The organism is Kitasatospora sp. NPDC048545 (genome assembly GCF_040651155.1).
Lineage (GTDB): Bacteria > Actinomycetota > Actinomycetes > Streptomycetales > Streptomycetaceae > Kitasatospora.
This window is the reverse complement of sequence record NZ_JBEZIQ010000042.1, coordinates 11,875-23,841: the sequence shown is the minus strand read 5'-3', so window position 1 is coordinate 23,841 and position 11,967 is coordinate 11,875. Positions and strand designations below refer to the sequence as shown.

General features: G+C 71.2%; 15 protein-coding genes. 6 read left to right on the top strand and 9 right to left on the bottom strand.

The annotated features are described in order from the left end of the window. Positions 1 to 83: 83 nt before the first annotated feature. The 4 genes from AB0D10_RS31990 to AB0D10_RS31975 all read left to right on the top strand — a co-directional run bounded on the left by AB0D10_RS31990 (position 84) and on the right by AB0D10_RS31975 (position 2,974). Positions 84 to 371, top strand: a complete 288-nt coding sequence (locus AB0D10_RS31990; RefSeq protein ID WP_360262456.1) for a hypothetical protein — start codon at positions 84 to 86, stop codon at positions 369 to 371. Between the two features lie 237 nt (positions 372 to 608). Continuing rightward, a complete protein-coding gene (locus AB0D10_RS31985; RefSeq protein WP_360262455.1) occupies positions 609 to 842 on the top strand; it encodes a hypothetical protein in 234 nt (77 codons plus the stop codon). 1,115 nt (positions 843 to 1,957) lie between these two features. After that, positions 1,958 to 2,671: a hypothetical protein gene (locus tag AB0D10_RS31980; RefSeq protein WP_360262454.1), complete on the top strand. Its 714-nt coding sequence runs from the start codon at positions 1,958 to 1,960 to the stop codon at positions 2,669 to 2,671. Between the two features lie 57 nt (positions 2,672 to 2,728). Then, positions 2,729 to 2,974, top strand: coding sequence for a winged helix-turn-helix domain-containing protein (locus AB0D10_RS31975; RefSeq protein WP_360262453.1), 246 nt, complete (start codon positions 2,729 to 2,731; stop codon positions 2,972 to 2,974). A gap of 107 nt (positions 2,975 to 3,081) precedes the next feature. Here the strand turns inward: AB0D10_RS31975 and AB0D10_RS31970 are convergent, their stop codons facing one another. From AB0D10_RS31970 to AB0D10_RS31945, 6 genes are all read right to left on the bottom strand, one after another. After that, a complete protein-coding gene (locus tag AB0D10_RS31970; RefSeq protein ID WP_360262452.1) occupies positions 3,082 to 3,387 on the bottom strand; it encodes a DUF6087 family protein in 306 nt (101 codons plus the stop codon). 32 nt (positions 3,388 to 3,419) lie between these two features. Further along, the gene (locus tag AB0D10_RS31965; RefSeq protein ID WP_360262451.1) at positions 3,420 to 3,689 is read right to left on the bottom strand and encodes a hypothetical protein; all 270 of its coding nucleotides are present in this window, start codon (positions 3,687 to 3,689) and stop codon (positions 3,420 to 3,422) included. Between the two features lie 21 nt (positions 3,690 to 3,710). Continuing rightward, positions 3,711 to 4,571: a cupin domain-containing protein gene (locus AB0D10_RS31960; protein WP_360262450.1), complete on the bottom strand. Its 861-nt coding sequence runs from the start codon at positions 4,569 to 4,571 to the stop codon at positions 3,711 to 3,713. An 89-nt stretch (positions 4,572 to 4,660) separates the two neighbouring features. Beyond that, on the bottom strand, positions 4,661 to 4,900 hold the full coding sequence (locus tag AB0D10_RS31955; protein WP_360262449.1) for a hypothetical protein: 240 nt from the start codon (positions 4,898 to 4,900) through the stop codon (positions 4,661 to 4,663). 599 nt (positions 4,901 to 5,499) lie between these two features. Next, positions 5,500 to 5,760 carry a hypothetical protein gene (locus AB0D10_RS31950; protein WP_360262448.1) on the bottom strand — a complete coding sequence of 87 codons (261 nt, stop codon included), beginning with the start codon at positions 5,758 to 5,760 and terminating at the stop codon, positions 5,500 to 5,502. 283 nt (positions 5,761 to 6,043) lie between these two features. Next, entirely contained in the window at positions 6,044 to 6,403 is a 360-nt protein-coding gene (locus AB0D10_RS31945) for a hypothetical protein (protein WP_360262447.1), read from the bottom strand. A 282-nt stretch (positions 6,404 to 6,685) separates the two neighbouring features. Here AB0D10_RS31945 and AB0D10_RS31940 point away from each other — a divergent pair, with 282 nt between their 5' ends. After that, positions 6,686 to 7,972, top strand: a complete 1,287-nt coding sequence (locus AB0D10_RS31940; protein ID WP_360262446.1) for an XRE family transcriptional regulator — start codon at positions 6,686 to 6,688, stop codon at positions 7,970 to 7,972. Continuing rightward, positions 7,950 to 8,468 carry an NUDIX hydrolase gene (locus AB0D10_RS31935; RefSeq protein WP_360262445.1) on the top strand — a complete coding sequence of 173 codons (519 nt, stop codon included), beginning with the start codon at positions 7,950 to 7,952 and terminating at the stop codon, positions 8,466 to 8,468. Before AB0D10_RS31940 ends, AB0D10_RS31935 begins: the two co-directional genes overlap by 23 nt. 61 nt (positions 8,469 to 8,529) lie before the next feature. On the opposite strand, the gene AB0D10_RS31930 is transcribed toward AB0D10_RS31935, so the two are convergent. The 3 genes from AB0D10_RS31930 to AB0D10_RS31920 form a co-directional block, all read right to left on the bottom strand. Then, positions 8,530 to 8,814 carry a hypothetical protein gene (locus AB0D10_RS31930; protein WP_360262444.1) on the bottom strand — a complete coding sequence of 95 codons (285 nt, stop codon included), beginning with the start codon at positions 8,812 to 8,814 and terminating at the stop codon, positions 8,530 to 8,532. Between the two features lie 507 nt (positions 8,815 to 9,321). Next, positions 9,322 to 10,002 carry a fasciclin domain-containing protein gene (locus tag AB0D10_RS31925; RefSeq protein WP_360262443.1) on the bottom strand — a complete coding sequence of 227 codons (681 nt, stop codon included), beginning with the start codon at positions 10,000 to 10,002 and terminating at the stop codon, positions 9,322 to 9,324. 149 nt (positions 10,003 to 10,151) lie between these two features. Then, a complete protein-coding gene (locus AB0D10_RS31920; RefSeq protein ID WP_360262442.1) occupies positions 10,152 to 11,921 on the bottom strand; it encodes a molybdopterin-dependent oxidoreductase in 1,770 nt (589 codons plus the stop codon). Positions 11,922 to 11,967 lie beyond the last annotated feature (46 nt).

The following is an 11,967-nucleotide window of genomic DNA, read 5'->3' as shown; positions in this document are numbered from 1 at the left end:
AGTTTCCTCACGCTAGAGGGAAATCCCGTACCGGGTGGAGGGTTTGTCGCATCGGTTCGGCGAACGACGGGGAAGGCAGCGCGATGGTGTTCGACGCAGTGGTGACAGGTCTGGGTGACGCCCGGGCGGCGGCCGTGGTCGTTCCGGTGGTGATCGGGGCGGTGGTGCGTCGCTGGCTGCACTACCGCGAGGCCGTGCAGCGGGAGGCGGAGCGAACGCGCCAGGTCAGCACCGTCATCGCGGGCACTGAGTCGCGGCACCGGGCCGAGGTCATGACGGCGTGCGAATGGCTTCGGGCCGGTCCGGACGCGCGTGGCAACGGAAGTGGCGTCGGCATCGGCGTCGGTACCGACAGTGGGCAGCAGTCTTGAGCATGGGCGAGGAGGCGACTGAAGGGGCCTCTGAGGGCCTGGAGGGCTGGTTGAGTGGATGGAGGTGTCTACGGGCCCGGGGGCGCTGCTGAGGGGCCTTCTGGGCGCTTCAGGAGCCCTCTGTGTGGCCAGTGCGCCCCTGGGGCCGCGTCAGCCGGTAGGAGTGCCGGTCGGGCCGTCGGTCGGGCCGCCGGTGGTGCCGAAGCGGGTGTGGAAGTCGGTCGGGGTGGTGCCCAGGTGTCGGGCGAAGGCGCGGCGCCGGGTCTCGTCGCTGCCGAGGCCGCTGCGGCGGTCGGCGGCGGTGACGCTGTGGCCGGCGAGGAGGAGTTGCCGGGCGCGGTCCGGGCGGACGCGTTCGACCCAGCAGGCCGGGTGATGTTCGGTTCGGCCTGGAAGAGCCTGCTCGGGTGGCGGGTGCTGACGGCGGCGATGGCGGCCGTCGCGGGCGGGCTGTGGCCGGCGGCCGGGTAGGCGAGGACGGCGTCGGTCAGCGCGCGCAGCAGCTCGCTGCGGGCCGGCGGGGTGGCCAGGGCGGTGGAGAACGGGGACCGGCGGCCGGGGCGCTGTGTGAAGACGACCGGCTCACAGGCCACGGCACGGGCCGCGTCGGCGCCGTGGTCGTGCCGGTCCAGGGCGAGCGCGAGGTCGGTTTCGGCGTTGATGCCCGCGCTGGTTCCGGCGTGGTTCCGGCGGGCCCCGGCGGTGGTGCGGCGGGTGAGGGCGTCGCCGAACTCGGCCGGCACCCGGGCAGTGCGTGCCGACACCCGGTGAGAGGGGCTGCCACGCCCCCTGGTCCCGCACGTGGGCGGGACGGCGTTGCTTCGCTGTGCGCCCCTGCGGCCCGTGCTCCCGACTCGTCAGGTCGATTCATCGGGACGTCGGTTGAGGCGACCGCGCCGCCTCCGGAAGTGACCGCTACGCGGCGCCGTCAGGGGAGTCCCCGGCGTACCCGCGCGGCGGCGGGACGAGGACCGACCGCCGAACGTGCGGGCCTGTCCGTGAGGCCGGCCGGGACCGCGGGGACGGGGGATTCTTGGGGTCCCGGCCGTGGGAGGCACCGGCCATCGTGGGGGCGTGGCCGGCCTGGTCAGCAGCCCGGAGAGGGGGTGGTGGGGCTGCCGTGGCGGGAATGCCAGACCTGACCGGGGTCGGTGAACAGGCCTCTGACCTGCAATCTTTATGGCCGCGGACACGCCAGGAGGGTGGGAGTGGCTGCCCTGGGTGAGGCTTGGTTCCGTCATTCCGGACCCGGAACGCCCGGCTCGACCTCTTCGAACACTCTGGGTGTCGGCAGCCCCGGCCACCCCGCCTCGTCCGCGCTTCTGTTGGGTTCGTGTCGCGATTTCCTCGGTAGGTCGATGACATGACGCCACGTCGGTCGATGCAGCGGGATCGTGACCCCTGTGGTCTGCCTGGTCTGCCCCGGTCCACCCGGTCCACCCGGTCTGCCCCGGTCCGCCCGGCGCGGCCGTCACGCGCCGGCAGGACCCTCCCGTGGGGGTAGTCACGAACATGATGGAATGTCATATCCCTTTTCCTGAAAGGACTTTCACGATGCCGGTCGACTGGCCGGCCGAGATGTTCGTGTGACGCCTGCACCGGGCGGGGACGGCGGGGCCCGGGTCGACCCGCTGCTCGCCGACCGGGTCACCGAGGCGCTGCTGCTGGCCGGTCTGTCCGTCGCCCACGGCGGGCACGGGCCCGGTGTCCGGCTGGGGCCGGCGCGGCCGTCGGACGACTCGGACGACTGCGCGGGCCTGCTCGCCCTGCACTGGGAGCCCGGCCCCCGGCTGGTGGCCGCCGCGGCGATGGAGGGGCCCGAGGACCCGGTGGCCTCCGCCCGCCGGGTCGTCACCGCGAGCATGGGGACCGCGCTGGCGGAGCTGCTACCGGGCTTCGGCATCGAGGTCGTACCCGGTTCGGCAGGTGGGGAGGTCCGCGTCTCCCGCGTCAGTGGTCCCGCCCCGGCGGTCGGCTTGGGCGGCCTCGCCGCGGCGCCGGTCGGGGCCCGGCCGCAGGAGTCCGGCGTCGGGGCCGATGTCGTCGCCGCGGTCCGCCGGGCCGCCGCGCTCGCCGGCCTGCCCGTCGCCGACCGCCTGTCCGCGCCCGGCATCACCCTCGGCCCGTGCCTGCCGGTCGACGACGGCGACGACACCACGGGCCTCGCGGACCTCGGTTGGAACCCCTCCCGGCGGCTGTCCACGGCCGCCGCCGACGACGGACCCGCCGCCGAGCAGGCCGCGCGCGCCCACTTCGCCGTCCGGGACGCGATGCGCCATGCCATCGGCGACGGTACTTAACCTGTCCATGGCCATCCCTGGCTATGCCTGGTAGGCCCTCCCGGCTACGGTCAGGGTGTGTTCGAGTTCAGCCCCGCCCGCTCGAAGTGGGAACAGATTGCCGAGGCCGTTGCGGCGAGGATCACGACCGGCAAGCTCCGGCCCGACGACAAGTTGTCCGAGGTCGAGTTGACCGATGAATTCGGCGTGGACCGGAAGACGGTTCGCAAGGCGGTCGCGTCGCTTCGGGATGCTCGCTTGGTGGTCACCCGTACCGGCATGGGCAGCTTCGTGACCCACCCGAGCGAGCGCGGAGAGCAGTAGGCCCCGCCCTGCCGGAGTTCACCAGCGGGATGGGGCCGAGGGGTGCGGGTCCGGCATGGATCGTCTGTTGATATTGACGCCCGCGTCCCAGTCGGAGCTTATCGCCCCTAGCTCTTGCGGTGTCGCCCGTTGCCCTTGCGCAGTAGAGCAACGGGGGTGTCATCCTGCGGTGGGGCGAAGTCGTCACCACGCCGAACGATCATGGGGTACGCGTCGGCGTAGGTGTCGGCCACGCCTACCGGCTGCCACTCCTTCCCGTCCCACTCCACCACCAGGCGCGGCGTGTCTTGGAACAGGTGGCCCCGCCGGACTTCCGGGTCAAGGGTCAACGCGTCTCGGGTGCCCGGCGGTCGCTCCCGGTCGGCACGTGCGTCGTACCAGTCGGTCACGGTTTCGTCGTCGGGTTCGAGCACTGCTGATCCTCTCGCACGGCGTCACTCCGAGGTTATCGGCCAGCGTCGTCCGGCGGGATAGTGCCGGGCCAGCCGAACAGACCGAGGATCGGGCGGTTCCGCAGGGCCTCGGCGTACTCGGTAGACCCGTCGAACTCTCGGACGTTAGTGATCGGGTCGTCCGCGGCGTTCAGCATGGCAACGGCGCAGGTGAGACAGAAGTCTTTGCCGGTGTCGAGATCCCGCAGGTTCGCGTACCGCTGGCAGCCGATCCACTGGCACATTCGGCGGTGCCTGCCCCCGGTCGCCTGTCGTCGCGCCATGCTGAGCGGTCCTCGGCCTCTCTACTTGGGTTCCTGGCCGAGCACCGAGAGACGCTGTGCCGAGCGGAGCCTCAGAGCGACCGTATCGGTCGGAAGTTCGGCCAGCGAGTCACGGAACAGCTCGACCAGTTCGCTGGCCAGCTTGGTGAAGTCCTGCCCACCGAGGTTCGGCGGAAGCGCCTCGCGCAGGGCCTCGCGGTCCTCGCTCAGCTCCCAGAGCTTGCGCAACGCCCAGTGCTTCGTCAGGAGTTGCACACCGAAGGTGATGTGAAGGCTGTGTTCCTCGGCGCTCTGTCCCGCGTGCACCCACCCACGCGGGATGAACAGCACCTGCCCGGCCCGCAGTGTGGCCGAGAAGTCCGGGGTGTCCGTGGCGAACCGGAGTTTGTCCTCGGGAGAGAACCCGATCTTGGACCAGTTGTGGTGCTCCAGCGGGTTCACGAAGGTCGGGGCGAACAGTCGCCAGTCCTTTGCGCCCTCGGTTTGCGCGATGAAGACGTGATGACAGTCCCAGTGCCACCCGAACCCCTGTGCCTTCCCGGCCGGGGTGAGGTAGAAGTTCCCCGTCACAGGGTGGCCGAGCATGGACGACAGTTCCTTGCAGAACTCCATGATCGGCGGGTAGGACCGGTGCAAGCCGTTGAGAACCAGGGTGTCGGTCGGGTGGTCCGCGGACGGCCGCTCGGCGGTCAGCACTCCGTCACGGACCATGCCGAACCCGCTCGGACGGATATCGGGGTCGGCGAGGATATCCCGGGCCGCTTCCCTGGTGGCGAGCCGTTGCAGGTCCGCCGCATCACGGTCGTACACCGTGGGCACCGAGGGCCACGCGTCCCGGAAGGTGTCCGGGTCGGTGACCAGCCTTGAAAGTGCAGTCTGCACGGTGGCGCTCCCTTCTCGTAGGGTGGGGCAAGAGGGGCGACCGCCCCACCTGAATTGGGGCGGTCGCCTCTCGTTCACTTGCTGGTGTGTCAGGCGCCGATCAGGTGGTCGTACTGGCCGGCGGCGAAGGCGTCGCGCAGCTTGCGCAGCTCACCGGGGGTTCCGGTGATCACGGCGCCGTCGTTGTTGATGTTGGCAAGCGCCACCAGGCCGTCACCGGCGTCGGCGACCGCGAAGCACTCCACCTTGTCGTCCAGGTGGGAGTACGACGCCACCGACCACTCCAGGCCCGGGTGCGACGCCGGGTTGAACTCCACGGACTCGTTCACGTGCGTTCCTCTCTTGTCGACGGGAACGGCGGGTGCCGTGCCCGGCGGTTCTACCGCTGCACCGTGTGGCACTGCGGGTGGTGCCCCGCCCCGGCGGTGGATCGGCATGCCCGTCCGCCGGGACGGGAGTCTTGGGGCCCGCCCTGGTCGGTTCACGGAAGGGCGACCAGAGCGGGCGGTCATTGGTGGTGCGGAGTACCCCGCCCGGGTCGTCCGAGCCGTCCATTTCCCGTCACCGGGGCGGGGGTTGTGCAGCCCGGCGCAGCGCAGGCACCGCCGGGAGTCAGGGAACTACTTCGTGGGCAGGGCTCGGTGTCGGCCCGTCTCGGCGCGGCGCCGTCGGCGGAGCAAGCGGGACCACCGGGCGAGCTGATGCGCCCGCTCGCCGGCTCGGGTCCGTACGGCGTTCCGGCGCCCGGCCTCGGTGAGCCGGTTCCGCAGCAGGGCGAGGCACCATCGGCACGTGGACAGCTCCACGTCGATTCCGTCGAGCGTGCCCGACCCGATAGGGGTCACGTCCCGCTCAATGCCGCACGACCAGCACCAGCCTGGGGCCCATGGCAGGCCCGGCGGGACATGCGGAAGAACGCCGGTTTCGATCACAGCCGAGCCCGCTGCTCTGCCTCGGATCGGTCGAGCCTCGCCCGGACCCGGGCCTGTGCGCGTCTTCGGCGCCGCCTGCCCTCGACCCATTCCGGGCCGTACACGGTGCCGATCATGGCGACTGCCAGGGCGACGAACGACCACACCCACTTCCGCGCGTCGTCCGGGTCCGCCACGGAAACGCCGAGCGCGAGGCAAGCCGGCCCGGCGCCGACCCCGAGCGCCAGCAGCCCCGTCAACAGAGTCTCGCGGATCACGTCGGCTCCTCCCTCGGAACCGTGACCATCGGGCGGTAGGCCAAGTGCCCGTAACTCCGGTGCTCCGGGCGCTCCGCCGCGTGCTCGAACGGCCACAGCTCGGCCGTCTCGCGGTCGGCGTGCTCGCCCGAGTCCGCTCCGCACGGCGTACCGTCTTCGTCTTCGCCCTCGCAGTAGACCAAGTGGACTTCGTCCCGGTCCGGGGCCGGACCGAACGTCCACAGGAGGAAACGGAAGCGTCGCCGAGTGCCGAAATCGCGGGCGAGTGCATCTAGCGCCACAGTCACCCAGCCTTCACGGGGCGATCGGTCACCATGTCCGTACGGACCCGCTCGTTGACCGTGGCCCCCCGAACGATGTTGGGGTCCGCCGTCCACGGCTCACCGCCCGACAACGGGGTGATCCGCCACAGCTCGCCGTCCGGCCCCGAGTAGGTGCCGACCATGCCCCGCGCAATGTCCACCACCGGATCACCGTTGCCCAGCATCCACAGCGGCGTCACCGTAGCCTCGGCTCGCTCCGCCGGACGGTCCTCGGCGGCGAGGGTGTCGACCCCGGCCCGAATGATCTCGGCGAGCCGGTCGGCCGCCTTTGGCTCGACCACCCCGAGATCCACCCGCGCCACGCCCGTCGCCGGGTCCACCGGGACCACGACAAGATCCGGGAGCGGGCATCCGGCTTCCCTGGCAGCCGCGCCGAGATCGGCGCACGCGTTCTCGGCGTGCGTCTGCTGCTCCCGGTGCAGGCGGGAGAGATGCGATTCACCCACGGTGGCGCCTCACGTCTTCGTATCGGCCTTTCGACTGACCGACATTCAACGGCGCTTACCGATCCGCACGGGACTCCGAGACAGTGACTCCAAGTTGGAGTCTGTGCACTCCCAGTGGCTCTACGATCGGAGCACGTAGTCACGGGGAGCGATTCAGTGGAACAGCAGCCACCCGGCCCGCGCGAGGTTGTCGCCGGGCTGCTTGGAGATGAGCGCCTGTTGACCATCCTCCGGGCGAGAGACATGGGCGCGCTGTTCAAGTTGCTGAACACGCGCGGGGTCAGCACTCGGCGCATCGCTACAGCAGCAGGCATCGGCCAAGGTCGGCTGTACGACTACATGAACGGCCGAACCAGGGTCGAGAAGTTGATCATGTTTGAGCAGATTGCCGATGCCTTCCACATCCCGGGTGAACTATTGGGGCTGGCCCGGCGCCCCTGGGAACCCACCGCACCAGCAGAGCCGTACCGCGCACCGCTCGGTGAAGTACTCGCCCATTCAGACGATCTCTCGGCCATGGACGCCTTTCGGAGTGCGGACAGGCAAGCCGGGGGCGGTCGGCTTTACAGTGCAGTGGTGCGGCACCTCCGGGACAGCGTCGCCCCCCGCCTGGTTGACGGAGCATCTGGCCCCGCGGTCTTCGGCGCAGCCGCAGCCTTGACCGAGATGGCCGGCTGGATGGCGCATGACTCCGGTCAGGACCGGATGGCTGCTGCCCACTTCTCGAAAGCGCTGCCGCTTGCCCGCACCTCTGGTGACCTGCCCCTGGCCGCGCACGTCGCTGCCAGCAGCAGTCACCTTGCGCTACAGACGGGCGACCCTCGGGAGGCAGCCCATTGGGCACTGCTAGGAATTGAACTTGCCCGCTCCGGGCCACACTTGCCCAGTCTCATGGCGCGACTGCACACGATGCACGCCCGTGCACTCGCGGCAACTGGACAGTATGCGTCCGCGACTGCCGCGCTCGACCAGGCGGGGGTGTCCCTTGACCTCGGCGCCGACGACGAACACCCTTGGCTCTCGCCCTTCGATCACGCGACGTTGGCGAGCGAGTCCGCTTTGATCTTTGGCGACTTGGGGAAACTCGGTCCCGCGCTCAAGTACGCTGAGCAGGCAGTCAGTCTGCGCGAGGAAGGTCGAGCCCGCTCCCTGGCCCTTAGCCGAATCACGCTCGCCTCGCTGCACGTGCGGCAGGGCAACCTAGACGCTGCCGTAGGCGTCGGGGTCGAACTCCTCACCACCAGCCCAACCATGGGCTCGGTCCGGGTGGTACATCAACTGGACGGACTCCGGGCCCAGCTCAGCCAACACACCACCTACCACCCCGTTTGTGAGTATCTGGCACGATTCGATGATGAGCGCCGCACACGGGCGCTGCTGCTAGCCGACATCATGCCGCAGCAAAGGGGAGGAACCGGCCTTGACGACACCGCCCACACCTGACGACCCGGAAGCTTGGAACGCCTATCTCGCCGAGGGCAACGCCAAGCAGGCTCGCAAGCGAGTCGCAGTTGACTTGATCATCCGCGACCCGCAGGGCCGCGTACTGGTCGTCAACCCCAGCTATAAGCCTGATTGGGATCTGCCGGGCGGCATGGTCGAAGCCAACGAATCCCCCGAGGACGCGGGTCGGCGAGAGGTCCGCGAGGAACTAGGACTTCATCTCACTCCCGGCCGACTCCTGGTGGTTGAGTGGGTTCCGCCGCACGGCCCGTGGGATGATCAGCTTGCTTTCATCCTTCACGGCGGCGAGCTTTCAACCGAACAGGTGGCCCAACTCAGGCCACACGACGATGAGTTGTCAGAACTGGCCTTGATGGACCCTGGTGACGCTCGCCCCCTGCTACGCCCTCGCTTGCACAACCGCTATGACGCTGCCTTCGCGGCATTGGCCGACGGGCACGCTCGATACCTGAGCGACGGGCACCCGATTCACTGAACCGCGGGAACCGCCCAGGGCCCCGCCACCCGTTTCCGAGGGCTGCGGGGCTTCGTCGTGCCTACGCGGCGAGGGCGACCAGCTCGACCACCAGGGCATGCGTGTGCCGGACCGTGGTCACCAGCGACAGCCCCGCCGGGGTCGGCTGGTCCGCCATGCGGTCGACCAGGTACACGCCCCATCCGGGCTCGGCTCGCCGGACGGGGATGCGCTGGACTTGCATTCCGTACCGCTCGGTGATCCTGGCGCGGGCCAGTACGGCGCCGAGGCGGAACGCCGTGTCGTAGGCGTCGCCCTGGTCGTCACGGCTCAGGATGAAGTGCCGTTCACGGCTCCACGCGCTCATGCTGCCACCACCAGATCACCGGGACCGCCGGGGCGGTGTCGCCCAGAGTCACAGACGGTCCAAGGGGTGTCGTGCACTCGCCAGAGTCCCGAGCCCGGGTCGTGCGTCCACTCGACCAGCCCGAGAATCCCTTGACTGGTCGTCTCCCGCGCGACCAGTCGTCAGCTCAGGACAGCCGGGTACCGAGCACGGCGGGCGGGGCTTGCGTGGCACAGGGCTGCCTCCGATCTGTTGGGGTAGCAATTTGATGACGCCCCGTCATGGGAAGATCCACACGAGTCGGCAGTGAGCCGAACCACTCAGCCGGCTGCTGCGGTGGTTGCTGCTGTCGCTACGTCGGCCTGATCGGCGGCCTCGGTCGCTCCGGTCGCTCCGGTCGCTGGGCCGGCGGATCCCGGTGTCTCGGTCGCTCCGGTCGCTGCCGTGCCGCGGGCCGCCCTGTCGGGCGTCGTGTCGGACGCCTGTCGGCAGGGCGGCCCGCGGCACGTGGGCGGGGCCGGAGAGGTGTCAGGAAGCGGGCATCAGGACGGTGTCGACGATGTGGACGGTGGCGTTCGCGGTCTGGACGTCGCCGCACAGGACCTTGGCGTTGCCGTTGACGGTGAAGTCCTGTCCGGAGCCGGTGACGGTGAGGTTGTCGCCCGCGAGGGTCTTGTGGGCGCCGGTGAGGGCGGTGGGGTCGAGGCGCTGCGGGACGACGTGGTAGGTGAGGATCTTGGTGAGCTTGTCCTTGTCGGCGAGGACGGCGTCCAGGGTGGCCTTGGGGATCTTGGCGAAGGCGTCGTTGGTGGGCGCGAACACGGTGATGTTCTGGGCGGAGTTGAGGGTGTCGACGAGACCGGCCTGCTTGACGGCGGTCACCAGGGTCGACAGCAGCGGGTTGTTGGAGGCGGCGGTGGCGACCGGGTCCTTGGCCATGCCGGTGAAGGACCCGGCGCCGTCCTTGGGCACGGCGGTGCAGGCCGCGCCGAACGGCTGTCCGCTCAGGGCGGCGCCGGTCGCCGTTCCGGCAGCGGCAGCGGCAGTTGCCGGGGCTGCGGCGACGGATGCGGACGAGGAGGCGGCGGGCGCCGCGGCGGTGGACGAGGAGCCGGAGCCGTTGCTGCCGCAGGCGCCCAGGCCGAGGGTGAGTGCCGTGGCGACGAACAGGGCGGCGGCGGTGTGGCGGCGGCGGTGGGTGACGGTCATGTCGGTGTTCTCCTTGGCAGGGGTGTGACGGCCGGTCCGTCGGTCGGGCCGGCCGGGGTCTCGGATGTGAGGGTCGGGGGCAGGGGGTCAGGGGGTGACAGTCGGGGGGCGTCACGGGTCGGGCATGAAGCGGGTCACGGGGTGATGCGTCAGGACGTCACGGTCACGACCGTGCTGTGCCAGCCGGTGGCGCCGGACGGGAAGGGGGCGGCCCGCACCTCCGTCTGGACGGCGCTGGTGGCGTCGGTGGCCCGGACCTCGATCCGGTGGGTGCCGGGTGTGGCCCCGGTCCAGGTGTGGGTCCACTGCCGCCACAGGTCCGGTCCGGCATCGGCGGCGAGCAGCGCCTCCTGCCAGGGACCGCCGTCGACCCGGACCTCGACGGCGGCGACGCCACGGTGGGTCGCCCAGGCGGTGCCGGCCACGGCGACGTCACCGGCGCGGACCCGGGCGAACGGGGCCGGCACCTCGATGCGCGAGGCGGTGCGCACCTCGCCCGTACGGTCCCAGCCCCGGCGCACCCAGTACGGGTCGAAGGCGGCGACGGTGGTGACGTCCAGGTCGACGAGCCACTTGGTGGCCGAGGTGTAGCCGTAGAAGCCGGGGACGACGCTGCGGCAGGGGAAGCCGTGGGCGACGGGAAGCGCCTCACCGTCCATCGCGACCGCCAGCAACGCGCGCCGGCCGTCGAGCACCGACGCCAGCGGGGTGCCGATCGTCATCCCGTCCTGGGACCGGCCGACCAGCTGGTCCGCTCCGGGACGCACACCTGCCCGGCGCAGCAGCGCCGGGAGAGAGGCGCCGAGCCAGCGCGTGGTGCCGACGTACGGCCCGCCGACCTCGTTGGAGACGCAGGTCAGCGTGTGGTCCAGCTCCTCCAGGGGCTCGTGCAGCAGGTCGTCGAACGTGAGGAGGAGCGGGTGGTCGACCATCCCGCGGATGCGCAGGGCCCAGCGGCGCGGGTCGATCCGGGGGAGCGTGAGGGCGGTGTCCACCCGGTAGAAGTCCGCGGTCGGTGTGACGAACGGGGACAGGCCCGCGACCTTGGGGTGGACCGGAACGGGCAGTGGCGGCAGCGGTCGGGCGGCCGGGGGGACGCGGACGGCGTCGCGGGCGGCGGTGACGTCGTAGCGGCGGTCCGACAGTGTGCGGCCGACGACACCGCCGAGCGCGCCGACGGCGATCGTCCCGCCGGTGGCGGCCAGCACGGACCGGCGGCCGGGGCCCTGCGGGGCGGGCGGTTCCTCGGCCGGTACGGCTGCATCCGCCGCCGTAGCCGTAGCCGTAGCCGTAACCGGCGCCGCCGCCGCGTCCGGCTCCGCTTCGGGCGCCGCTTCCGGCGCCGCCGCCGTGGCGGCGCGCAGCCTCTGTGTCAGCCACCGGACGGTGGCCACGCCGACCAGGCCGGCCACCAGCGCCGGTGCGGCGTCCGCGGGCCCGGCACCGGGACGGGACAGGGCGGCCCAGGTGCCCAGCCCGCCGAACAGGGCGAAGACACCCGCGCCGACGGCCGGTCGACGGGCGGCCAGCAGCCCGGCCAGTGCGGCGAGCAGGGCCATCGTCAGGTGGATCCCGCCGAGCAGCACCGTCTTGTCGCTGGTCCCGAACGTGCGGACGGCGTACTCCTTGAGCGGAGTCGGCGTCAGGTCGATCGCCGCCGAGCCGACCGCGAGGACCGGCGCGGTGTCAGGGCCGGTGAGGGCGGCGACCAGTTCGCCCGCCCCGAGCGCGGCCACGGCCGCGGCCACTCCGGCCGCCGCGGCCAGTGCCGCCGTGACGGTCGGCCCGGCCGCCGTGACCGGCGGGGGCGCCGCCGTGACCGCTCCGGCCTGCGCGCGGCGGGTGCGGCGGGTCGGGCGGCTACGGCGGGCAGGGCGTCGGCCGAATGGCGGTGGGGTCGGTGTCGGGTCGGTACTCACAGCCCCGATTCGTCGGCTCCCGGGGCCCGGATGGGTGGGATTTCCA

Bases quoted from the DNA above. Each gene is read 5' to 3' on its own strand.
- AB0D10_RS31990 (WP_360262456.1), top strand. From the start codon at position 84: ATGGTGTTCGACGCAGTGGTGACAGGTCTGGGTGACGCCCGGGCGGCG.
- AB0D10_RS31965 (WP_360262451.1), bottom strand. From the start codon at position 3,689: ATGGCGCGACGACAGGCGACCGGGGGCAGGCACCGCCGAATGTGCCAG.
- AB0D10_RS31930 (WP_360262444.1), bottom strand. From the start codon at position 8,814: ATGAGCGCGTGGAGCCGTGAACGGCACTTCATCCTGAGCCGTGACGAC.
- AB0D10_RS31925 (WP_360262443.1), bottom strand. From the start codon at position 10,002: ATGACCGTCACCCACCGCCGCCGCCACACCGCCGCCGCCCTGTTCGTC.